The organism is Empedobacter sp. UBA1574 (genome assembly GCF_002322895.1).
In the GTDB taxonomy this organism is placed as follows: Bacteria; Bacteroidota; Bacteroidia; order Flavobacteriales; family Weeksellaceae; genus Empedobacter; species Empedobacter falsenii_B.
In genome coordinates, this window is sequence record NZ_DCOI01000005.1 from 1 (window position 1) to 22,836 (window position 22,836).

Annotated in this window: 18 protein-coding genes; 7 read left to right on the forward strand and 11 right to left on the reverse strand. The window is 30.7% G+C overall.

The genetic code is table 11. The features are described 5' to 3' along the window. The 7 genes from B3578_RS01355 to B3578_RS01385 all read right to left on the reverse strand — a co-directional run. A partial coding sequence (locus B3578_RS01355; protein ID WP_291046522.1) for an Arm DNA-binding domain-containing protein occupies positions 1-202 on the reverse strand: 202 nt, incomplete at its 3' end. A gap of 44 nt (positions 203-246) precedes the next feature. Further along, positions 247-627 carry a helix-turn-helix domain-containing protein gene (locus tag B3578_RS01360; RefSeq protein ID WP_291046526.1) on the reverse strand — a complete coding sequence of 127 codons (381 nt, stop codon included), beginning with the start codon at positions 625-627 and terminating at the stop codon, positions 247-249. Positions 628-895: 268 nt separating this feature from the next. Continuing rightward, positions 896-2,293: a tRNA uridine-5-carboxymethylaminomethyl(34) synthesis GTPase MnmE gene (gene mnmE / locus B3578_RS01365; protein ID WP_291046529.1), complete on the reverse strand. Its 1,398-nt coding sequence runs from the start codon at positions 2,291-2,293 to the stop codon at positions 896-898. Between the two features lie 461 nt (positions 2,294-2,754). Then, positions 2,755-3,489 carry an SIMPL domain-containing protein gene (locus B3578_RS01370; RefSeq protein ID WP_115000467.1) on the reverse strand — a complete coding sequence of 245 codons (735 nt, stop codon included), beginning with the start codon at positions 3,487-3,489 and terminating at the stop codon, positions 2,755-2,757. 65 nt (positions 3,490-3,554) lie between these two features. Further along, complete coding sequence (locus B3578_RS01375; RefSeq protein ID WP_280049982.1) at positions 3,555-4,187, reverse strand: thiamine diphosphokinase; 633 nt, start codon at positions 4,185-4,187, stop codon at positions 3,555-3,557. Then, on the reverse strand, positions 4,180-4,746 hold the full coding sequence (locus B3578_RS01380) for a cob(I)yrinic acid a,c-diamide adenosyltransferase (protein ID WP_125350685.1): 567 nt from the start codon (positions 4,744-4,746) through the stop codon (positions 4,180-4,182). Before B3578_RS01380 ends, B3578_RS01375 begins: the two co-directional genes overlap by 8 nt. A 37-nt stretch (positions 4,747-4,783) precedes the next feature. Next, a complete protein-coding gene (locus B3578_RS01385) occupies positions 4,784-6,001 on the reverse strand; it encodes an MDR family MFS transporter (RefSeq protein WP_219034569.1) in 1,218 nt (405 codons plus the stop codon). A gap of 123 nt (positions 6,002-6,124) precedes the next feature. Here B3578_RS01385 and B3578_RS01390 point away from each other — a divergent pair, with 123 nt between their 5' ends. The 4 genes from B3578_RS01390 (at position 6,125) to B3578_RS01405 (ending at position 11,232) form a co-directional block, all read left to right on the forward strand. Then, complete coding sequence (locus B3578_RS01390; RefSeq protein ID WP_291046538.1) at positions 6,125-6,973, forward strand: DUF6929 family protein; 849 nt, start codon at positions 6,125-6,127, stop codon at positions 6,971-6,973. A 121-nt stretch (positions 6,974-7,094) separates the two neighbouring features. Continuing rightward, positions 7,095-10,010, forward strand: a complete 2,916-nt coding sequence (gene secD / locus B3578_RS01395; protein ID WP_280051391.1) for a protein translocase subunit SecD — start codon at positions 7,095-7,097, stop codon at positions 10,008-10,010. 92 nt (positions 10,011-10,102) lie between these two features. Beyond that, entirely contained in the window at positions 10,103-10,657 is a 555-nt protein-coding gene (locus tag B3578_RS01400) for a twin-arginine translocase TatA/TatE family subunit (protein ID WP_236688155.1), read from the forward strand. Beyond that, complete coding sequence (locus B3578_RS01405; protein ID WP_125350689.1) at positions 10,657-11,232, forward strand: phosphatase PAP2 family protein; 576 nt, start codon at positions 10,657-10,659, stop codon at positions 11,230-11,232. The genes B3578_RS01400 and B3578_RS01405 overlap by 1 nt, the downstream gene beginning before the upstream one ends. A gap of 108 nt (positions 11,233-11,340) precedes the next feature. Here B3578_RS01405 and B3578_RS01410 read toward each other — a convergent pair whose 3' ends face one another. From B3578_RS01410 to B3578_RS01425, 4 genes are all read right to left on the reverse strand, one after another. Further along, the gene (locus B3578_RS01410) at positions 11,341-11,772 is read right to left on the reverse strand and encodes a hypothetical protein (RefSeq protein ID WP_219034573.1); all 432 of its coding nucleotides are present in this window, start codon (positions 11,770-11,772) and stop codon (positions 11,341-11,343) included. A gap of 33 nt (positions 11,773-11,805) precedes the next feature. Beyond that, positions 11,806-12,954: an AI-2E family transporter gene (locus tag B3578_RS01415; protein WP_291046547.1), complete on the reverse strand. Its 1,149-nt coding sequence runs from the start codon at positions 12,952-12,954 to the stop codon at positions 11,806-11,808. Between the two features lie 145 nt (positions 12,955-13,099). Beyond that, positions 13,100-15,268 carry a S46 family peptidase gene (locus B3578_RS01420; RefSeq protein WP_181816304.1) on the reverse strand — a complete coding sequence of 723 codons (2,169 nt, stop codon included), beginning with the start codon at positions 15,266-15,268 and terminating at the stop codon, positions 13,100-13,102. Positions 15,269-15,464: 196 nt separating this feature from the next. Next, positions 15,465-16,085 (reverse strand): hypothetical protein, encoded by a 621-nt coding sequence (locus B3578_RS01425; protein WP_125350692.1) that lies wholly within the window; start codon positions 16,083-16,085, stop codon positions 15,465-15,467. 147 nt (positions 16,086-16,232) lie between these two features. Between B3578_RS01425 and lipB the strand changes: the two genes are divergently transcribed. From lipB to B3578_RS01440, 3 genes are all read left to right on the forward strand, one after another. Further along, positions 16,233-16,946: a lipoyl(octanoyl) transferase LipB gene (lipB, locus tag B3578_RS01430; RefSeq protein WP_125350693.1), complete on the forward strand. Its 714-nt coding sequence runs from the start codon at positions 16,233-16,235 to the stop codon at positions 16,944-16,946. Between the two features lie 60 nt (positions 16,947-17,006). After that, a complete protein-coding gene (locus tag B3578_RS01435; RefSeq protein WP_291046554.1) occupies positions 17,007-19,724 on the forward strand; it encodes a helix-turn-helix and ligand-binding sensor domain-containing protein in 2,718 nt (905 codons plus the stop codon). 178 nt (positions 19,725-19,902) lie between these two features. Further along, on the forward strand, positions 19,903-22,833 hold the full coding sequence (locus B3578_RS01440) for a SusC/RagA family TonB-linked outer membrane protein (RefSeq protein WP_291046557.1): 2,931 nt from the start codon (positions 19,903-19,905) through the stop codon (positions 22,831-22,833). Positions 22,834-22,836: the final 3 nt, after the last annotated feature.

The following is a 22,836-nucleotide window of genomic DNA, read 5'->3' on the forward strand; positions in this document are numbered from 1 at the left end:
ATTTATTTTGACAACATACAGCTCCTATGTTTTTATTATGTTGTTTTTCTATTTGTCCTTTTGGATTCTCATAAATAGATAAACCTAAAAACTCTCTTCTTGTTGACTTTCCATTTCTAATAATAGGAGGATAGAAGTCTAAATACAAAGAAAGTTTTCCATTTTTTAAGGGTTTCTTTCTTAAAGTTACTTTTATTGCCATAGTTTATGTAGATAATGTTGATTATGTATGATTTTATAAAACTTTTAAAAAAGTTTTTCTACTTCTGATTTTTTAATTCTTGTTAACCTTTCATTTAGATTGGTTGATTTAATTTTTTTAGATTTTATTAATCTGTAAATAGTCTTTGTATTGCAATTCATAAGATAAGCAACTTCTCTAACAGAAAGATAGTCTTTATCCTTTATATTCAATAAATCAATTTGAGTTGTTTTAGCTTTGAAATTTTTATTGATTTTCTCTTTAGTATCAACTTCAATTTCTTTTTTCAGCTCTAATCTCTTTCTTAATTTATAATGTTGAGAATTGCATTTATGAGAACAATATTTAGTTGTGGTTTTTTGTGCTTCAAACATATTTCCACAATTCAAGCATTGTTTTAAAATCTTAATATTTGTACTACTCATTTAGCCTATTTTTAAAAGTATATAAAATCCATTAAGGAGAAATAAGAGTATTTAAGGGACTTTATTTCGCCCAAAATGCCAATTTTTACTCAAATTTTTCTGCTGATTTTATCAAAGGTACAAATAAGGTACAAATTTTTGATACAAATAACTATAATAAACATATAACATATTTATTCTTTTGTATCTTTGAAGTATTAAAAAACCTCCTAAAATCAATGTTTTAAGAGGTTTTGTATATGTTTCTACTATGTTTGTATTGATGAGGTTACTTTCCGATGCAAAACTTGCCAAATATCGTCCCTAATATATCTTGATCCACATCTATTTCACCTGTAATATGTCCCAAATACGTTAAAGCTTCACGGATATCCATTGCTAACAAATCCCCAGGAAGTCCCATGTCCATTCCTTGTTTGATCTTTCCAATTTGAGAAAGTGTGTTTTGTAATGCTTCTAAGTGACGAGAGTTCGTAACGATTGTGTCATCCTGATTTGTTCCTTTCAATTTGATTTGATGAATCAGATTTTCTTTCAATGCATCAATATTAAATTGATCTTTGGCTGAAATTTCTAAATGAACAACATCTTTAAATTCTTGTTTGATAGCAGCTGAGATAGCCGATTCATTATTCGTTACATCAATTTTATTGGCAACATTAAACAAGATTTTTCCTCTACGTTGTAGATCATCTAACTGATTGGCGATTTGATTATCAGCAGTAATATTAGCATCATATAAATAGATGATAATAGAAGCATTGTCAATTTTTTCGAACGTTTTTTCGATTCCAATACGCTCTATTGTATCTCCAGCTTCACGAATACCAGCTGTGTCAATAAAACGGAACCCAACGCCATCGATGTAAATTGTTTCTTCTATCGTATCACGTGTTGTTCCTTCGATATCTGAAACAATGGCACGTTCTTCGTTTAATAAGGCATTTAATAAAGTAGATTTTCCTGCATTTGGCGCACCAACAATAGCTACTGGTACTCCATTCTTGATAACATTTCCAAAAGCAAAAGAATCAGCTAAACGTTTTAAGATGGATTGTAATTTATTCAATAAATCATAAAATTGTGTACGATCTGCAAATTCAACATCTTCTTCAGAAAAATCCAATTCTAATTCCATCAAAGCTGCAAAATTGATCATTTGTTCTCTTAAATCTTTGATTTGATTAGAGAATCCTCCTCGCATTTGTTTAATTGCAATTTCATGTGATGCTTTCGAATCCGATGCAATTAAATCTGCAACAGCTTCTGCCTGTGTTAAATCCATTTTGCCATTCCAAAATGCACGGAAAGTATATTCACCCGGATCAGCATTTCTGATGCCTATTTTGTTCAATAATTCCAACACTTTTTGTTGAATATAAATCGATCCATGTGTAGAAATCTCAACAACATCTTCACCTGTATAAGAATGCGGATTTTTGAAAATAGAGAAAAGCGCCTCGTCAACAATGGTATCTCCATCCATCACATAACCCAAATGTATGGTATGAGATTCAGCATCATTCAAAGATTTAGTGGTATTAAATTTTGATTGATAAATCTGAGCAACTTTAGAAATTGCTTCTGGTCCAGAAATACGAATAACCGCTATAGCGCCCATTCCATTGGCAGTGGCCAATGCACAAATTGTATCGTTGTTTAGCATAAGGCAAATTTACAACATAATAAGTTGTTGGAAAATTATAATTTATATGATAATTTTTTAAAATGTAAAAATATTTACTGTTAATATATTAATACTTAAAAAGGGATGTTTTTTAACCTGAACTAATTACTGCTACATCTGATGCTATTGGGAAAGAATTTGAGGATCATGAAATTAAAATTTTTAGTCAAATGGTTTTAATCCTATGATTCTAAATTATCATCAACTTATAAAAAATTAGATTTTGATAGATAATTGGCACACTTTTAGTATTTCTTTTAGAAATTGGAATTTATAATGTCATCAAAGAAAAATTATGCTACAAAAAGAGGTTTTGGAATTGGTAATTTTAGAATTAAATTTGTAGATGTACTTATTGTAATATCTATTTTGGTATTACTTGTAGTAGTATTTAAATAAAAAAAAAGCTTCTTATAAATTAAGAAGCTTTTTTTTATTTTTTAATTTGAGTTATAACTTGCTCTCACTGTAATTTGAGCCGTTTTCTGACGTGATGTTGTATTAAATGATCCACCAGCAGAATACTCTTCATTATCATTTTTACCTGTTATCTGAAAAATACCCAAATCGGCTTGTTTTAATTTTCCTAAACTAGTGCCAGATTTTGTAGCAATATTTTCTGCACGTTGTTTTGCATTTTCAGAAGCTTGTGCAATCAATTCAAGTTTTAAATCTTCTAATTTCGAGTAATAATAATTTGGATTAGATGAACTCAATTCGATGCCTTGGCTAATTAATGTAGAGATTTCGCGCGAAGCTTTTTCTATTTTATCCAATTCTTTCGATTCGATTGTTGCGTCTTGAGATAGATTATAACCAGTAAATTGACTAATCGAATTTCCGTTTGCATCTGTTCCGTACTGAAAATCTTTTGAAATATTTACCGCTTCAAAAACAATTTCTTTTGGATTGATTCCTTGCGAAATCAAAAAGTTTTTGACAACCGTTTGATCAGCTTTTAATTGATCCGAAGCAATGCGCAAATCATAATCTTTGCGACTAAAAGTTGCACGCCATTTGACTAAATCAGCATTAAAATCTTTCAAAGCATTTCCAGTAACATTGATCGATTCAGAACTTCTGAATTTGTATTTGTAAGCGTTTCCTAATATACATGTTGCAGCAATTAACCCAACGGCTAAAATAGATGCTACAATAACTGAAAATTTATTCATAGTAATTTGGTTTTCAGTAAATGTACAAAAAATACTAAAGATGTATTTCACTGAAAATAGTGAAATTAAGCAATCAAAATAGGAAATTCTTGATCGATGATAAAGATGATTAAATTACCTTCTGAATAATCAATTGTAACCACATCTTCATTGGCTTTGTTGCGAGTTCCTATACGAGAAAGTAAATTTAAATCTTCGTTATTCAACGGATATTCCAAGCCTTTTGTGACAATGTTTTTACATTCAGGAAAGGGGAGTAGCGAAATTGTTCGTCCAAAATAGCCTTCTAACTTTGTTTCTTTTTCTGCGAAAAAATATTGACTATAATTATCGTAAAATAAAATATTGATTTGATCTTTGAAACGATAAGCCGCATTCAAATTTCCAATAAAATGATCTTGTTGACGACCACTTGCTCCAAAAACATCAACCTGTTCAAAATCTTTATCCAAAATGATTTGTAAGGCTTTTGCAAAATCTGTGTCATTTTGATCTGGAGTAGAAATAACTTCTGTTTCAGGAGGAAACTGACTGATTTCAAAAGAATCAAAATCGCCCGAAATAACATCGGGCGTTATATGTAATTTTTGTAAATAACGAAATGCACCATCTGTACAAAAAATCATATCATAATTTGATGTATCAGGCAGAATAGTTGGAACTTCGCCATTCAAAAATAAAAGCGCTTTTTTATTCACCTGGAATCCATTTTACTTCTTCGTGATTATTGTCTGTGGCAATTTTTCGCCCTAAAACGAACAGATAATCAGAAAGACGATTCAAGTATTTTTGTAATTCTGGACGGATTTCTTCTTCTTCAGCTAAACCAACTGTTAAGCGTTCTGCACGACGACAAATACAACGCGCAACATGTGCATGAGAAGCTGCTTGATTTCCACCTGGAAGAATAAAATGTGTCAATTGTTCTAATTGTCCTTCCAAATCATCAATCCATTCTTCCAATTGAACAATATCTTCTTCAGTAACGGTTTTCGGAATACGAGGTTTACCATTTGCCAAGTATAATTTATCGACTGGCGTTGCTAATTCAGCACCAAGATTGAATAAACCTTTTTGGATGATGATAATTTCTTCCTCTAATGCTGGATCAATTTCATATGAACGAATTAATCCTAAATAAGAATTTAATTCGTCAACTGTTCCGTAAGAATCAATCTTTAAACTATTTTTAGAGACACGTGTTCCTCCATATAAACCTGTTGTTCCTTTGTCTCCTGTTTTTGTATATACTTTCATGTGATTTCAACTTATAATTATCGAAGATAAGAAAATCTTAAATATTTTTTGGTAAAAGTGGTTTAGTAAAAAAGTGATATCCGATAGCTACGATAACTAAAATAACTGTGGTGATTATCCAAAGTATATTAAAACCATAATCGGTAGCAATGTGAGTTCCTAAAAATGGCGAAACAATAAAGGCAATTGCAGCTGTCATTCCGTTCAATCCCATATAAGCTCCTCGGTTATTTTTTTGCGAACGAAAAGCTGTTACCGTTGACATCAAAGGTAAAACAAGCATTTCTCCAATAGACATTAGTCCAATTGCTAAATATAACATACCTAATGTGTGACTAAATGTGAAGATAAAATAACTAATTGCTGTGACAAATGAACCAAAAACTAAAAGTTGAGTAACTGAAAATCGTTTTTCGGTGTAATGGATCAATAACATTTCGAATACAACAATGATTATTCCACTGAATCCCATTAATAATCCAATTTCTGTTTGTGTTAAATGAACTACATCTTTGTAAAATAATGGAAGTGTATTTAGGATTTGGAAAAATGCAATAGAGAATAATACACAAAACAGATTGAATACTAAGAAAGGTGTATCAGTGTATGCATTACGTTCTTTTTCGACAACTGTTTTATCAGAAATATTTTCTGTAGCAGCATTTCGTTCTTTTCGTCCATTGAAAAAGACAAAGAATACAATTCCAGCAACCAAAGCAGCTCCTGCATTGCAATAGAATAATAAATCGTACGAATAATTAGATAAAAAACCTCCCATTGATGGACCAATTGAGAAACCTAAATTAACCGCCATTCTATTCAACGAAAAAGCACGAGTGATATTTTCTTTCTTTGCATAACGCGTGATGGCAACTGAGTTTGCAGGACGAAACATTTCGCTAATAATACTCAAAACAAGCATAATAACAGCAAAAGATTCTACCGTTTTAAAATAAGGTAAAATCAAAAACATCGGAGCACTCAGAAATAAACTGATGGCTTGTACTTTAAAGTTTCCGATTTTATCTGTTATCCAACCTCCAAGCCAAGAACCAATTACAGAACCAACTCCAAAACAACTCAAAACTATTCCCGAGTTTTCTAAAGAAAATCCTAATTCGGAGATCATATAAATTCCTAAAAATGGTAAAACCATCGAACCCATTCGGTTCAACAACATTACGATGGCTAACATCCAAGATTCTTTCGAAAGTCCGCTGTAAGCGTCAATGTAAATTTTTAGAATTTTTTTCATCTCTCAATTTTCTTTTAAGTGCTACAAATTTAAGTTCTTTTTTTTCAAAAAAATGGTTATTTATCAAGGTTTCTGATATTCTTTGATTACTTTTGAAACCTCTTAAAAATAAATCTTACATCTATGTTGTTTTACAATTTCATTCTTAAGGTTTTAATTGTCATAAATGGGCTTGGAGCGGCGTCTGGATTAGTGGTTGATAAACACCATGTTTACACGATTTCCGATGATAAAGCACATTTGTACGTTTACAATAAAAAGAAAAAAGAAGTGGATAAAGTTGATTTGAATCCAGAAGTAAAATCAAAACATATCACCAAAAAAGATAAACCAGATTTTGAAGCGATTACAAAATTTGACAATCATTTGTACATTCTTGGATCGGGCTCTAAAGAAAATCGTTTCGATTTGATTTCATATAACATCAAAACTAAAGAGGTACATAACGATAATTATAGTTTTCTTTTGGATGAATTTTTAAAGGTTTCAAATTTATCTAAAAAAGATCTTAACATCGAAGGAATTATTACAGATGGACATTGTACATATTTTTTCAACAGAGGAAATGGTCCTGCTGGCATAAACGGAATTTATAGAGTGGGAGGCAAGATAAATGATTTGAGAGGAAAATCAATTGACTTTTTTCCAATAACTTTACCTAAAATCAACAATGAAACGACTACTTTTTCTGATGCTATTTTGGTAGATGGAAAAGTTTTGTTTACAGCAACTGTGGAATCTAAAAGTACAACTCAGTTTAATGGAGAAATAAAAGGTTCTATTATTGGCGAATTAGATTTGGTTGCGATGGAAGTTACGCGTTGGCAAAAAATTTCTGATGATAAGAAAATCGAAGGTTTAGCGTTGTATAAAGAATCTGGAAAGAATTATACCTTGTATTTGTCCGAAGATAATGATGATGACTCCAATAAAGCGTCAATTTACATCTACAAATACCAAAAGGAAATCTAATTTTTTGAATAAAGAATTTCGAAATACGGACATCGATTTTCGATTTATTCTTAAAAAATTGTGAAAGTATTTTCAAGACTATTATATTTGTCCGTCAAAATTTATTTATCAATTAAACATTATGCGAGGAAGATGGCTCATTGCAGCATTTGCAATTATTTTAAGTCTCTTGTGTATCAGACAACTAAGTTATACTTGGTACACAACTAAAGTGGAGCATGAGGCGGCGCGCTTGGCGAGTAAGCCAGAAGACGAACCAAGAATTTTAGATAGCTTGGCTCAGCATCCTCTTGATTTGGGAATTATTAAGTACGATTATGGGTATGCCAAAAACAATGAAATCAATTTAGGATTAGATTTGAAAGGTGGTATCAACGTAATTTTACAAGTTTCTGAAAGAGATTTAATCGAGAATTTATCAGCGAAAAGTCAAAACCCTATGTTGGCAACGGCTTTGGATGCTACAGATAAAGCTCAAAAAACAAACGGTAACGTACCTTATGTCGAATTATTTTTTCAAGAATTTGATAAAATAAAAGGAGGAACAAAATACGCAGCTGCAGATTTGTTTGGAAACAAAAACAATGCGGATAAAATTGCGTACAATGCTTCTGACGATCAGGTAAAAGAAGTAATCCGTAAAGATATCGAAGCTAAAGTTGCAACAGCTTATGATGTAATTAGCTCTCGTATTAATCAATTTGGTGTTGTTGAGCCAGTAATTCAACGTTTAGGTGATAAAGGTGATGGACGTATCTTGGTAGAATTACCAGGTGTTTCTGACACTGACCGTGTAAAAAAATTATTACAATCTACAGCAAAATTAGAGTTTTGGCAAGTTGTTCGTCAAGATCCTACTGTTTTACAATACTTTTCTAGCGTTAATACAGAAAAATATAATGTAAAAAATGAGAAAGGACAAACAATCAAAACTTTAGCAGAAGTTATGCAACCGGCTGGTTCTAACGCAAGTTTTGTTGTTAATGTAAAAGATACAGCTGTTGTAAATCGTGTGATGCAAGACAAAGGTTTTGTACCTGGATTACCAGCAAACATTAGAGGATATAAATACTCTTGGGCGAATAAGCCAATGAATTTAGGTAAACAAGCAAATGATAAATCTGCTCCTAAATTATTAGAGTTTTATGTCTTAAAAGGTAAAAATGGAACGCAAGAACCATTAATCGAAGGAGATAAAGTAGTTTCTGCTGCTGGTGAACGTAATCCTGGTTCTATTACAAATGAGCCTGTTGTTACAATGCAAATGAATCAAGTCGGAGCACAAGAGTGGTCTCGTATTACAGACGAGTTGAAACCTGCAGGTCCTGGACAACCAGGTCAAGGTGTTGCAATTGTGTTAGACAATATGGTATATTCTGCACCAAACATCAGTAATCAAATTACAGGAGGTAACTCTGTTATTTCTGGAAACTTTACAATTGACGAAGCAAAAGATTTAGCAAACATTTTACAAGCAGGTTCTTTACCAGCTTCATCTAAGATCGTTTCTGCTGAGGTTGTTGGTCCATCATTAGGACAAGAAGCAATTAACAGTTCGTTAATCGCTTTCGGTTGTGCATTTGCATTGGTATTAATCTGGATGGTATTTTACTACAGCCGTGCAGGTATCTATGCTAACGTTGCTTTAATCATTAACTTATTATTCTTATTAGGATTTTTAGTATCGCTAAAAGCTACATTATCTTTACCAGGTATTGCCGGGATTATCTTGACATTGGTAACAGGAATGGACGCGAATATCTTGATTTACGAACGTGTAAAAGAAGAATTAAGAAAAGGAAAATCATTACGTCAAGCAGTAGATTTCGCTTATTCATGGAAAGGAGCTTTCTCTGCAATTATCGATGCCAACTCGACATCATTTATCACAGCATTAATTTTATTCTTCTTTGGTAAAGGTCCTGTTGTAGGTTTCGCAACAACGTTTATGATTGGTATTTTTACATCAACATTTACAGCGATTTTTATTACACGTTACTTTGTAGAAGGACGTTTAGCAAAAGGAAAATCTGTTCCTTTTTATACATCATTTACAGCGCACTGGTTACAAAACATTAAAGTTGACTTATTAAAAACAAGAAAAATCTCTTATGCGATTTCAATTGTTTTAACAGTAGTTGCTTTAATTTCTATTTTCACAAAAGGATTTGATATGGGTATCGAATTCCAAGGTGGACGTACATATACAGTTCGTTTTGATAAACATGTAGATCCTCAACAAATTTCTGAAAGTTTGGGTGATGTTTTCGTGTTAGATGGTGAAAAAATGATACCACAGGTGAAAACGTATGGTGGTCAAAATCAAGTAAAAATTACAACAGCATACAAGGCTGACGAAGATGGAACAAATGTAGATGATGAGATTAAAGACAAATTATATGCAGGTCTTAAATCTTATTTACCAGCGAATATGTCTGAAAAAGATTTCTCTGAAGATAATGCTACAATTGGTTTAATGTCTTCTGCAAAAGTAGGTCCTACAATTGCCGATGATACAACAAGAGCTTCTTACATAGCGGTTTCTTTAGCATTAGTTGCAATTTTCTTCTACTTAATCGTGATGTTCAAACGTTGGCAATTCTCATTATCAACTATCATTGCTTTAGCGCATGACGTGGTTATTGTGTTAGGAGTTTTCTCTTTATTCAAAGGAATTTTACCTTTCAACATGGAGATCGACCAAGCGTTTATCGCGGCGATTTTGACGGTAATTGGTTATTCGATGAATGACTCGATTATTATCTTGGATCGTATTCGTGAGAATTTAACAGTTGAGAAAAACCACAACTTGTACGATATTATTAATATTTCTACTTCAGAAACATTATCACGTACAATTAATACGTCTTTATCAACGTTCTTAATCGTATTAATCATTTTTGCATTTGGTGGAGAATCAATCAAAGGATTTATGTTTGCGAAATTAATCGGTATCGTAATTGGTACATTCTCGTCTATTTTCGTTGCATCTCCTTTATTGTACGACTTTACTAAAAAAGGTCAAATGAATAAATAAGATTCAAATTTTAAATAAATTTTAAGAAAGCCATCAAAGAAATTTGATGGCTTTTTTTCTTCTACTAAATTTAGATTTTATACATTTGTTTAGTGAATAGTTTAGTAATATACCCAGCGTTTTTAGACTTCCAGGAAGTCGTGATTATTATGGTGGTTGCTGTAGTGATTTTTGGACCAGATAAAATTCCAGAAATTGCTCGTGGTTTGGGAACTGCTGTGCGCAAATTAAAAGAAGCATCTGAAGATATCAAGCAAGAGATTATGAATCCTGTTCAGGATGTTGATCCTACAAAAGAGATTCAGAATACCATAAAAGAGTTAAATCCAATGAATGAAGTCAAAGATTCTTTTGCGAAAATTAATCCAATGGAAGATTTTCAGAAATCATTTGATGAAGTTCGTAATCCAGTAGATGAAATGCATCAAGCTATTCATCAAGACAATACAGTAAATGCAGCGTTGAAAGATGATGCACCAACTATGAAAGCTGTAGATCCTGTACAGGATTTGGAATTGGATGTGCAAGAAACAACAGAACCCGTTATAGAAAATGTGGTTGAGCCAATTGTGGAAGAACCTGCGGTTGTTGTAGAACCAAAATCTGTAGACGAAGCATTAGGTTTAGGCGGATCAGTAAGTAGGTAATGATACAAGATTATTTTGATTGGGACGTACAAATATTTTTGTATTTCAATAATTTAGGGAATGAAAAATGGGATTGGTTTTGGTTATTAGTAACCGATAAAAAAACATGGATTCCGTTGTATGTCATCTTTCTCATCTTACTTTATGTAAAACTTGGTTGGAAAAAAACCTTATTGGCTGGAGTTTGTATTGCACTGATGATAGCGTGTGCAGATCAATTTACAAATATCTTGAAAAATTCTTTTCAACGTTTTCGTCCATGTTACACCGAGTCGATTCAAGGATTATTTCGCCCGATAGATTGCGAGGGTAGAGGTAGATACGGTTTTACTTCGGCGCATGCATCTAATCATATGGCGATTGCAATTTTTATTGGAATACTTTTGAGACGCTATTACAAATGGTTACTTTATATCTTAATTGTTTGGGCGTTAATGGTTGCTTACAGTAGAGTTTATGTCGGGGTACATTTCACAGGAGATATATTTTTCGGAACACTAATCGGAATATTTTTCTCGATTCTTTTCTTGAAATTGTATTATTTCTTAGAAAAAAAATATTTGAAGAAGAATTAGATTCATAATAAATAAATACAAAAAAAGTCTATAACNNGTTATAGACTTTTTTTGTATTGTCAAACTGAATTTATTTCAGTTTCTCATCCTATTTGATAAAATAAAATTTTATTTATAACGATCTATTATTTTAGAAATATTCTTAGTTTCTTCATTAAATGTTTTCCAATCACAAACAGAATTTAGATTAATAGAATAAGTGCTATTATGATTGGACATACTAATATTTATTTTCCCCACATAGTCTGTGCAAAATATTTCATTTTCATATGGAGTTGTAACTATTTTATAAATATTCTCTTCCAATGCTTTTTTATCGTTCTTAGAAATTTTGAATGATTTTGTTGTGTAATCATTGATATTCTTCCATGTTATAAATTCTATTGAATCAGAGTAATCATAAATTCTTATAGATAAATTTCTATCATCAATTGACATCGTATTATACATATATTTTTTATTTACTTCTTTTTCTAACTTCTTTTCGCAAGAAATACTGAAAATCAATAAACTAAAAATGAACAATAAATTATATTTCATAAATAGCGATAATTATGTAAAATAGAAATCAGACTATTCCAAATTCTCGTCCAACATCTTTGTTTTTTTCTTTGATTTTTTAGCTTTCTTTTTGGCTAAAAATGTATTTAAATCATCATCAATTTCTGTAGAATCTTCATCACCCAAAAGATAACCCCAAGGTTTTAATTCAGTCACATTATCAAAAACAATTTTCATCAACGCAAGTATTGGAATCGATAATAGCATGCCCATAATTCCCCACGTCATTTCTCCAATTACTAATCCAATAATCACAATCAAAGAATTAATTTTTACTTTAGAACCTACAATTTTTGGCATCACTACATTTCCATCAATTGCATGAATTGCAATAAATGCAATTAAAACAAAGAACAATTTTGAAGCTGACATTGTGGCAAATGTGATTATTAGCGTTATAATTAATGAAATAACAATTCCTACATAGGGAACAACATTTAGAACACCAGTTAAAATAGCTAAAACAAATTTGTATTTAAGTCCAAGGATAGAAAATGCAATAAAAGATAAAATTGATACGACTAACATTTGTAAAAATAAGCCAATCAAATATTGTTTGACCATTTTTTGAATAGATGTAATGACGTTATAAACCTGGTCGTGTGTATTTGAATTGAATGCGTAATATAAGAATTTTACTAAATGACGACGATAAATCAACAAGAAAACAATGTATAAAAAAGTGAACAAGACTGTAACAGCCATCGATGAAACAATAGAAATTACTTTTTCGATTACAATTGTACTCGTTTCGATAGTGGTTTTGACATTCTTTGTCAAATATTCCATTTGCGCATGCGAATTAACACCAAAGGTATGGTGAATCCAATCTTGCAAATTCATAAAAGCTTCTATGATTTGTTTCTGAAACGTAGGCCATTCATTTGCTATTTCAGCCATTTGTATAGCAATCAAATAGAAAATTCCTAAGATAAATGCTGCAAAAAGCAAGGTGGTAATGATACTTGAAATAACACGTGGAATGCGTAAATATCTTTCGAAAAATGAACAAACGGGTGCTAATAATATTGAAATTAAGAAGCCTAATATTAATGGAACTAAAATTCCTTTACCTATTATTGAAATAAATGTTAAACAAATGATTGACAATAATGTGCAAGTTAGTTTTAAATAAAAAGGCCATTTTCTAATGACTTCCATAATTATGAGTGTTTTATTTTGACAATTTTTTAGATAAGTTGTATAAATATAGTTTTATTTCTTAAGACTTTATTTGAATCTTACGTTTATTTCAATAAAAAAACCACGTTATAAAAACGTGGTTTTCAGAATATAGTGAAAAATATTATTTTTTCTTTGCATTTTTGCTTTCGTCAACGATAGTCATTTCATCAATCAAACGTTGCGCATTAGCATACTTGTCAACTACCCACAAAATATAACGAGAGTCCACCATAATATTACGACAAATCTCTGGATCATAATTTAAATCTGACATTGTTCCTTCCCAAACACGGTCAAAATTCAATCCGATTAATTCTCCTTTTGCATTCAATGCAGGAGAACCAGAATTACCACCAGTTGTATGGTTTGTTGCAATAAAGTTTACAGGTAATTTTCCGTTTTTATCGGCGTATTTTCCGTAATCTTTTTTATCGTATAAACTTAACATTTGTTTTGGTAAATCATACTCATAATCTCCCGGAATATATTTTTCCATTACACCTTCCATGTGCGTTACAGGTTCGTAATAAACCGCATCGCGAGGTTGGTAACCATCAACTTTTCCGTAAGTTACACGTAAAGTTGAATTTGCATCTGGGAAGATTTTCTTGTCTGTAAATACATCCATTTGCGCTTTCATATACGTACGCATCAACTTGTTGATTTTATCTTGATTCGCTAAATATGTAGGCGTTACTTTCGTTTGATTTGCATCTAAAATTAAACGAATTTGAGCAATTAAGGCATCTTCTTTTAAGGCTTTGATAAACTCAGCATCATTTTCAGCCAAAGTTTTGATATTTCCTAAAACAGATTGACCATTAATTTTTTTCGTTCCGTTGATTACCGAATTTCCTAAAGCTGTTTTGATATTTGCAGCAGTTGTAGTTGGTAATAAATTTTGAGGAACAACTTTGAAATAATTATCTGCTAAATCAGAAGAAATTGTTTTATCCAATTCTGGATTATAATCCTTGTGCATAGACGCAACTGTATTCAACGCTTTAGCTTTTGTTTCTGCGTAATTTTTTTGTCCAACCGCATTCAAAATATTGTTCAATGTTAACGCCATTCTGAATGTTTCTGAATTTGAGAAAAACGTTTCAGAATACATTGTGTACGCTAAATTGTAATCTTGATTTGCTTTATTAACTTGATTTAATTCAGAAATAATATTCGAATATTCACCTTTTAATTTCGGATTTTTCGCAATACGATTCATGAATTCTTGTTCATATTGTTGACGTTTTTCTACAGCTTTCGAACGGTTTAATCCTAAAACTTCGCCAATCCATTTTTTATGTGCATTCGAAATACGCGCTTGTTTAGACGCATAAGCGATACGAGTTGCATCGTCTTCACGCATTTTTTTATCAATATGAGATAATGCAATTGTACGCACATTGATACGCGCAGGATCAATTACATCTTTTATTTGCTGGATAGAAGAAGCTGGTAAATATTCGTCCGTCGTACCTGGGAAACCATATACAAACGTGAAATCGTCCTCGCTAATTCCCGAAATATTAATAGGTAAGAAATGTTTTGGTTTGTACGGAACATTGTCTGGTGAATAATCTGCAGGTTTGTTATTTTTATCTGCATAAATTCTAAACATCGAGAAATCTCCTGTATGACGTGGCCAAACCCAGTTGTCTGTATCATTTCCATATTTTCCAATTGCAGAAGGTGGCGCACCAACTAAACGAACATCTTTGTATGTTTCTGTCGTAAATTGGTAATATTTATTTCCTTTGTAAAAAGGTTTGATAAATACTGAACGATAAGCTTCTGTTTTAGTTTTTGCATTAAAATCTTCAATATTTTTCTTGATGATTTTGTTACGATCTTCCTCCGACATATTATCGTTAACACCAGCTAAAATTGCAGTAGTTACATCTTTAATGTCTACAATAAAAGTCGCTGTTAAACCTTCGTTTGGTAATTCGTCTTTCAACTCTTTAGCCCAAAAACCATCTGTTAAATAATCATTTTCTAAAGATGAATGTGCTTGGATTTCTCCATAACCACAGTGATGATTCGTTAATAATAAACCATTTGGAGAAATAACTTCAGAAGTACAACCGCCACCAAAGTGAGCAACTGCATTGTTGATACTTTTATCTCCTGTACTGAAAATGTCTTTTGATGAGATTTTCAATCCCATGTCTTTCATTTCCTTTTCATTCAATTCTGTCGGAATCCACATTCCACCACTTTGTTGTGCAAAAACGCTAAAGTTTGCAAACAAAGCCATTAAAATAGATCCTTTAACGAATAGTTTCTTCATTTTTATTTGATTATTTTATTCTACCGATTTCTTAGAATTCCAAAGATAAAGATTTTTATTCAATCGTTAATGAATTGCTTAAAACCATTATTATTAGTGAGGTTTTAAAGAATAATTTATTCATAAACTTCGATTTTATTAAGATCAATTGAACCAACAATATAGGTGATTAAAAGTGACTGAATGTTTTTATTTATTAAATTTTACCAATCATTTCTATTATTTCTAAAAAACTATTTTCTTTACTAAAACTTTTGATTTTTTCTATTACTTCAGGATAGTCTTTAAATAAAATATACAAATCCGCTTTCGCTTTTTCATATTTTTTGTCTTTCATTCTGATTAAATAAGGATAAGCAATAAGTTTATTGTTTAGATTATTTGCATCCTGAAAAATAAAGTTGAGATAATCTTCTCTAGTTCTACTAATTGGATTATACCCTGCTATAGTAATTAAGTAAATATTAAATTTTCCTTTAGAAACGACTTGCGCAAAAGATTCTTTAATTTTCGTAGTTTGTCCTATCAAAGCATAATTATCAGAGTAAACAACAAGATTTTTTAAAGAGACAAAACTCATTTTATCAATTGTAAAACCAATAATTTCATTCGGATTGTATTTTATCACTTTATCATCTTTCGTTTTTCTAAATTTTAAGTCACTATCATGACTTGGAGTCCATTTAAGCTCTCCATTTAATTCAGATAGATCATTTAATGTAACTTTTCCAGCAACAAAATCTTTGGCAAAAGAATATTCTTGAGCGTTTATAACAAGAGAACTAATCATTAGTGTGATTAATAGAATTGTTTTCATAAAAAATAAATTATTTATGAATTCGAAATTACTTTAAACAATTTATATATGCAATTTTGTTAGATGAAACGATTTAAAGAATAGCTAAGCTAAAATTAATTATTAACTGATTCTTTCGTAAATTTGACATTCGAAACACATTGTGAAATGAAACAAATTGTCGAATTCCAAGATTTAGGAATTAACAGAGATTACCAAGAAATTTGGGATTATCAAGAAAGTCTTTTAGCAGAAAATATAGCCGTAAAACAATATAACAGAGCGCAAGAAAAGGAGGGAAGTTCAGATTTTAAAAACACTAAAAATCATTTACTTTTTGTAGAACATCCGCATGTTTATACACTTGGAAAAAGTGGACATTTAGAAAATATGTTAGCTTCGAGTGATAAATTAAACGAAATAAATGCAACTTTTGTGAAAACGAATCGTGGTGGAGATATTACCTATCATGGACCGCAACAATTAGTTGGTTATCCTATTATGGATTTGGATAACTTCAAGCCAGATATTCATTTGTATATGCGCAATTTGGAGGAAGTGATTATCAAAACTATTGCCGAATATGGACTAAAAGGTGAGCGTTCTCAAGGAGAAACTGGCGTTTGGTTGGATGTAGGTCGACCTTTTGCTCGAAAAATTTGTGCAATGGGTGTTAAGGCTTCACGTTGGGTAACGATGCATGGTTTTGCACTAAATGTGAATACAGATTTGCGTTATTTTGAATACATCGTTCCATGTGGAATTCAGGATAAAGCTGTTGCTTCATTGGAAAGAGAACTTGGACATCAGGTAGATATGAACGAAGTGAAAGCGTTTACAAAAAAACATTTTGCAGAAGTTTTTGATGTAGAATTTAAATAAGATAATTCAAAAATATAATCTATTTTTAAAGACCGTTTTTACGGTCTTTTTTATTGCACAATGAGAAGCTTATTTATTCTATTTTTACTTGTTTCCACTTATAGCAAATCTCAATCGTTTGCGCCAATTATTTCGAATTATTCTAAAAGCGAATATTTGGGCGAATCGCCTATTTGGGATATTACAGAAAATAACAAGCAAGGAAAAGTATATTTTGCGAACAATAGAAATATCTTAGAATATGACGGTAATTTTTGGGAAAAATATTCGCCAAATAGCTTAACAATTATACGTTCTGTTTTTACAATGAATAATGTATTGTATTCAGGTGCATTAAATAATTTTGGATATTGGAAAACGATTGAAGGAAAGAAAGTTTACATTTCAATTTCAGATAAATTCAAAAGTTTTGAAGGATTAGAACAAGAAGAAATCTGGAAAATATTTTATCATAATCGTTCTATTTATTTTCAATCGTTCAATTATCTTTTTCAATTTGATGGTAAAACAGTTAAACGATACAAATTACCTGCGCTTTCTTCTTACGTTTATCTGGTGAAAGGTAAAATGTTAGTAGCGACTATTTCTAAAGGTATTTTCGAATTTAATAATGGACATTTTGAGCCGTTATTTGAAATTGAAAAAGGTAAATCAATTGTAATTCATGGAATAGAAAAATATGATAATGATTATTTAGTTGGTACATTAACAGAAGGAATTTTCAAGTACAACAAAACAGCTGGTTTACAAGAGTTCAATGTGGAATTCAATAAAATGCTAAAGAATTATTTAGTGTTAAAAATGATTCGATTAGAAGATAAATTAATCATTGGAACATCAAATAATGGGATTTATGTATATGATTTAAAAACTAATTCTTACAAAAATTACAATCAAAACTCTGGGTTAATCAGTAATACAATCCAAAATATAAGAATAGATTCTAAAGGAAATGCTTGGCTTGGAACGGACAAAGGTATTTCGAAAATAGAATTGAAAAACAAAACTCAACTTTTATATGATTACAATGGTCATTTAGGAAATGTTTTTTCGTTCGACTTTTATAAGGATAATATTTTGCTGGGAACAAATCATGGATTTTATAATTATTCAAATACTTCAAACCAAACAAATTCAGTTCTCGAAAAAGGTTTAATTTGGAATATAACAAATATTGATAATACAATTTATGTTTCGGATAGTTGGGGAACTTACATTTATTCAGGACTATTGAATAAGATTTCTTCTACAAATGGAGGTTTTAAATTGATCAAAAATGGAAATAAATTATATCAATCATCTTTTACGGGAATCAATGAATATATACAAGGTTCTCATAAAGAATCTACTAAAGTTTCTAGTTTAACTATTCCTATTATTGATTTTGTTATTGTCGAAAATAAAATTTTAGGAACTGGAAAAAATGGTGGTTTATATTTATTTGATCTTAAAAATAGAACAGGTAAGGAGATATTTTACCAACATAAAAAATTAGTTAATCCGCAAACTATTCTCGAAGATAACAAGGTTTTTGTACTGATTGACGATCAACATTTAGTCCGTTATGATATAAATAAAAATTTATTTTCTGATGAGAATTTAGATTCAAAATTAAAGAATATTAATCGAATTCGTTATTTAAAGGAGAATCGTTATTTAGTTGAAGCGGATAATATTCTGTATTATTCTAAAGTGGAACAGAATAAATTGATTCATTATTTAATTCCAAAAAAATTGTATGATGGAAAATTGGTTGATGACGATTTAACGGCTAAAATCAACGATCAGTTTTTATATATTAACCTCGAAAACGGATTATTGAAATATGATTTAAAATCTATACGTCGTGAATTACCAAAGATTAAAATTAAAGCAAAAATCAATCAAACGGTTTTGAATAATGAACCTAATATAGAGTATTCAAATAATTATATAGATTTTTATGTTTCAATTTTGAATGATGATTTTGCGAATTATCAATTATATTATCAATTAAATAACTCTAAAATTCAACCACTTAATCAGCCAATAATTAATTATAAACAATTAGAAAGTGGTTCATATCAATTGTCAATTTATGCTTTAAAAGATGGAAATTTTGTTGAGTTGAATCATTTTGATTTTCGGGTTAAAAAGATTTGGTATTTATCAAATTTGATGATATTATTTTATATTTTATTAATTGTTGGATCGATTTTGGCTATTTATAAGTATAACAGAATGAAGTTGAAACAAAGTTTCAGAATTAAACAAAAGCAATTTGAATATGAATTGAATTTGATGGAAATGAAACATCAACAAGAGTTGAAAGAATTGAATCATCATAAAGAAAAACAACATTTAGAAACTTCTTTACAAACAAAATCTACAGAATTGGCAGGACAAGCTTTGAAATTAGCTAATCAACGTGCTATGATCCTAGAAATTAATCAATTGTTTTCTCAATTGGAAATGAATGAAATCAATAAAAAGTTAAAAAAGAAATTTGAGAAAACGTTTTCGGAATATAGTTACAACAGAAATGAATGGCAAAATTTCGAATTAAATATTCAGGAAATTCACCAAGATTTTATTAAGAGATTAGCTGACAAGTATTCTAATTTAACTGCGAAAGACTTAAAACTGTGTGTATTCCTTCGAATGAATTTATCAACCAAAGAGATTGCTCCTTTAATGCACCTTAATTATCGATCAGTAGAACTACAACGATATAGATTACGCAAAAAAATGCAAATTCCTTCTGAAATAAACCTAAATAAGTATATGATTAATTTTTAAATATCGGAAAATAAATTACATCATAACTACATCATGTTGTAAATGTAATGATTTATAATTATTTGGTATTTAGTATTATATATTTTATTTTTTTAGAAAATTATTCTAACTAAAATTATTACTTGTTAATCAAGTGTTAAAACATTCTATTTTTGAAATAACCATTTATTGAAATAGAATGAAAAAATATTTTCTTCCATTATTTATTCTCGGGTCTTTCTGTGTAAATGCCCAAGTTACTAACGATTCTATACAGATAGGAGATCCTTTTGAAAGTGATTCTATTATACTAGATCAAGCCGTTGTGGTTGGATATGGTACTGTTAAGAAATCAGATCTTACATCAGCTGTTTCATCAGCTAATGCTAAAGACATTACGCAAATTGCAAGTACAACTGCCATGCAGTCTTTGCAGGGTAAATTAGCTGGTGTTAATATTATTAATACGGATACTCCAGGAGGTACACCAACTGTTTTGGTTCGTGGAATGGGTACAGCTTTGGGAGGTAAAGCTCCTTTGTATGTTGTGGATGGGTTAATTGTTCCAAATATTAATAATATTAATCCAAATGACATTGAAAAAATTGATGTTTTAAAAGATGCAGGATCTTCAGCTATTTATGGAGTTCGTGGTGCAAACGGTGTTGTTGTTGTAACAACTAAACGTGGTAAAACAGGAAAGATAAGAGTTAACTATGATTCATATATTGGAGTAAGAAATACTATGAATATGGTAGATATGGCTGATGCTAATCAGTACATAACTTATTTTAACGAGCAAAGAAAAGCAACAGGAGGTTCTTTGATTTCTACAAATCAACAATATAACACGAATTGGTTTGATGAAATGTTAACCACAGGACAGTTAGTTAGTAATAATGTTTCGTTGGCTGGTGCTGGAGAAAATATTAATTACATGTTCAGTATTAATAATTTCGAAGAGAAAGGAATTTTAGAAGGAAATAACTTCAAAAGAACAACTGTTCGTAGTAACAACGATTACAAATTGTTTGATGGAGTTTTAAAGATTAAACAAAACGTTAGCGCTACATTTTCTAGAGAAGTTCCTAAACCATATGGAGCATTTGATACAGCTTACCGTCAGTCACCATTAGTTCCTGTAAAATATGATAACGGAAGATGGGGTTTACCTATTTTTAATACAACTACAGGAGAAGTAACATACGTTGCAAAACCAGGAGAGGTGACAAGTAATTTGAACTCTCATGGTAATCCAATGTCTACTTTATTCTATGATAATCAAAAAGCTAATTCTACTACGCTTCAAGGAAATATTGAAGCTGAACTAAAATTAGCAAAAGGTTTAACTGTAACTTCTCGTGCTGGAGGAACAAAATATTGGTACAAATACAGAGAATTTAATCCAATTAAAGAAAGATGGATTGCAGGTAATCCAATTAGAACTGCTGCTGAATTTGAAGATTTAAAAGCGAAAAATCCAGCAAGTTCAACTTATATGAATAACTCTCTAAATCTAAATAATGTAGAAACATTTAGATGGTCATGGGAAAATTTTGTAACATTTGATCGCAAATTTGGAGATCATTCGTTCAATGTTGTTGCGGGAGTTTCTGCTGAAAAAATGGGTATTGGTCAATATTCAGATATCACAGTATATGATGTTCCTGATAAAGAACAATATTGGTCAGCTCATCATGCTTCTGGACAATACAAGGCTGCAATGGATCAAAATAATTACACTCCAATTGCTTATGCTTCTTATTTTGCGCGTTTACAATATAATTACGCAAATAAATACTACGTTTCTGGAATTATTCGTAGAGATGGCTCAAGTCAATTTAAACAAAACGAAAAATATTGGGGAACTTTCCCATCAGTTTCTGCTGCTTGGAATATTTCTAACGAAGAGTTCTTAAAAGATAGTAATGTAATTTCTTTCTTAAAACTTCGCGGAGGTTGGGGACGCTTAGGTAATGCAGATGTGCCATACAATTATACAACAATTTCTACTTCAACAGGTAGTGATAATGCGAATTATGTTTTTGGACCAGGTCAAGATTTAATTTATGGAGCTTATATCGGATCTCCAGCTTATGATATTTCATGGGAAATTGTAGATGAATGGAGTGCTGGTCTAGATTTCGAGTTATTGAAAGGTAAATTATCAGGAAGTTTAGATTACTACAACAAGACCACGAAAAATGCCATCTTAAATATTAAACAAATAGGATCGTCTCCTTATGAAAAAGATTTTTATGACCATGCTGCAAAAGTAGTAAATCAAGGTTTTGAAATTGCTTTGAATTATCGTAATGAAACAGCTGGAGGATTTAGATATTCGATAGGTGGTAACTTTAACTACAATGAAAATGAAGTGAAGTCTGTGAAAGAAGGATATTCTGGAATGACAGGAGGTTCTTTAGGAAATGGACAAATTGCAAAACGTTTAGAAGCTGGTCAACCACTTGGTTCTTTCTGGTTATATGAAGTAGAAGGTGTTTGGCAAACACAAGATGAAATAAATAGCAATGCTCATTTATCAAGTGCTCGTCCAGGACATTTACGCTACAAAGACCAAAATGGAGATGGAGTTATTGATGATCGTGATAAAAAATTCATGGGATCATATATTCCAAAATATAACTACGGAATCAATGTTAGTTTAGAATATAAAAATTTCGATTTAACGATTAGCGGTTACGGAGCTGGAGGTAACAAGATTTACAATGGTATCAAAAATACACGTTTAGGAGGGGAAAATATAACAGTTGATATGTTTAACGATCGTTGGACAGGAGCTGGTAGTACAAATTCTCATCCAGGAGCGGAGCGTGATCAAGTTGCTTCTTCTTACTATTTAGAAAAAGGTAATTATTTCAAATTAAGTAACATGACAATAGGATATAATTTTAGAGATAAAATTGATTTTATCAGAAACCTAAGATTATATGTTAGTGCACAAAATGTATTCATGATTACGAAGTATTCAGGATTTACACCGGAATTAACTTTAGATAATGTAAAAGGAAAACGTTATGATGGAAGTCCTTATGGAACGACAGGTATGGATTTCTCTGCATATCCAAATGTTAGAACATTTTTAGTTGGATTAAACGTAGAATTCTAATCT

Excerpts from the sequence above, each read along its gene's own strand:
- B3578_RS01385 (WP_219034569.1), bottom strand. The coding sequence starts at position 6,001 with ATGAAAAAAATTCTAAAAATTTACATTGACGCTTACAGCGGACTTTCG.
- lipB (WP_125350693.1), top strand. The coding sequence starts at position 16,233 with ATGAAACAAATTGTCGAATTCCAAGATTTAGGAATTAACAGAGATTAC.
- secD (WP_280051391.1), top strand. The coding sequence starts at position 7,095 with ATGCGAGGAAGATGGCTCATTGCAGCATTTGCAATTATTTTAAGTCTC.
- B3578_RS01410 (WP_219034573.1), bottom strand. The coding sequence starts at position 11,772 with ATGAAATATAATTTATTGTTCATTTTTAGTTTATTGATTTTCAGTATT.
- B3578_RS01415 (WP_291046547.1), bottom strand. The coding sequence starts at position 12,954 with ATGGAAGTCATTAGAAAATGGCCTTTTTATTTAAAACTAACTTGCACA.
- B3578_RS01440 (WP_291046557.1), top strand. The coding sequence starts at position 19,903 with ATGAAAAAATATTTTCTTCCATTATTTATTCTCGGGTCTTTCTGTGTA.
- B3578_RS01390 (WP_291046538.1), top strand. The coding sequence starts at position 6,125 with ATGTTGTTTTACAATTTCATTCTTAAGGTTTTAATTGTCATAAATGGG.
- B3578_RS01435 (WP_291046554.1), top strand. The coding sequence starts at position 17,007 with ATGAGAAGCTTATTTATTCTATTTTTACTTGTTTCCACTTATAGCAAA.
- B3578_RS01405 (WP_125350689.1), top strand. The coding sequence starts at position 10,657 with ATGATACAAGATTATTTTGATTGGGACGTACAAATATTTTTGTATTTC.
- B3578_RS01360 (WP_291046526.1), bottom strand. The coding sequence starts at position 627 with ATGAGTAGTACAAATATTAAGATTTTAAAACAATGCTTGAATTGTGGA.
- B3578_RS01425 (WP_125350692.1), bottom strand. The coding sequence starts at position 16,085 with ATGAAAACAATTCTATTAATCACACTAATGATTAGTTCTCTTGTTATA.
- B3578_RS01420 (WP_181816304.1), bottom strand. The coding sequence starts at position 15,268 with ATGAAGAAACTATTCGTTAAAGGATCTATTTTAATGGCTTTGTTTGCA.
- B3578_RS01370 (WP_115000467.1), bottom strand. The coding sequence starts at position 3,489 with ATGAATAAATTTTCAGTTATTGTAGCATCTATTTTAGCCGTTGGGTTA.
- mnmE (WP_291046529.1), bottom strand. The coding sequence starts at position 2,293 with ATGCTAAACAACGATACAATTTGTGCATTGGCCACTGCCAATGGAATG.
- B3578_RS01380 (WP_125350685.1), bottom strand. The coding sequence starts at position 4,746 with ATGAAAGTATATACAAAAACAGGAGACAAAGGAACAACAGGTTTATAT.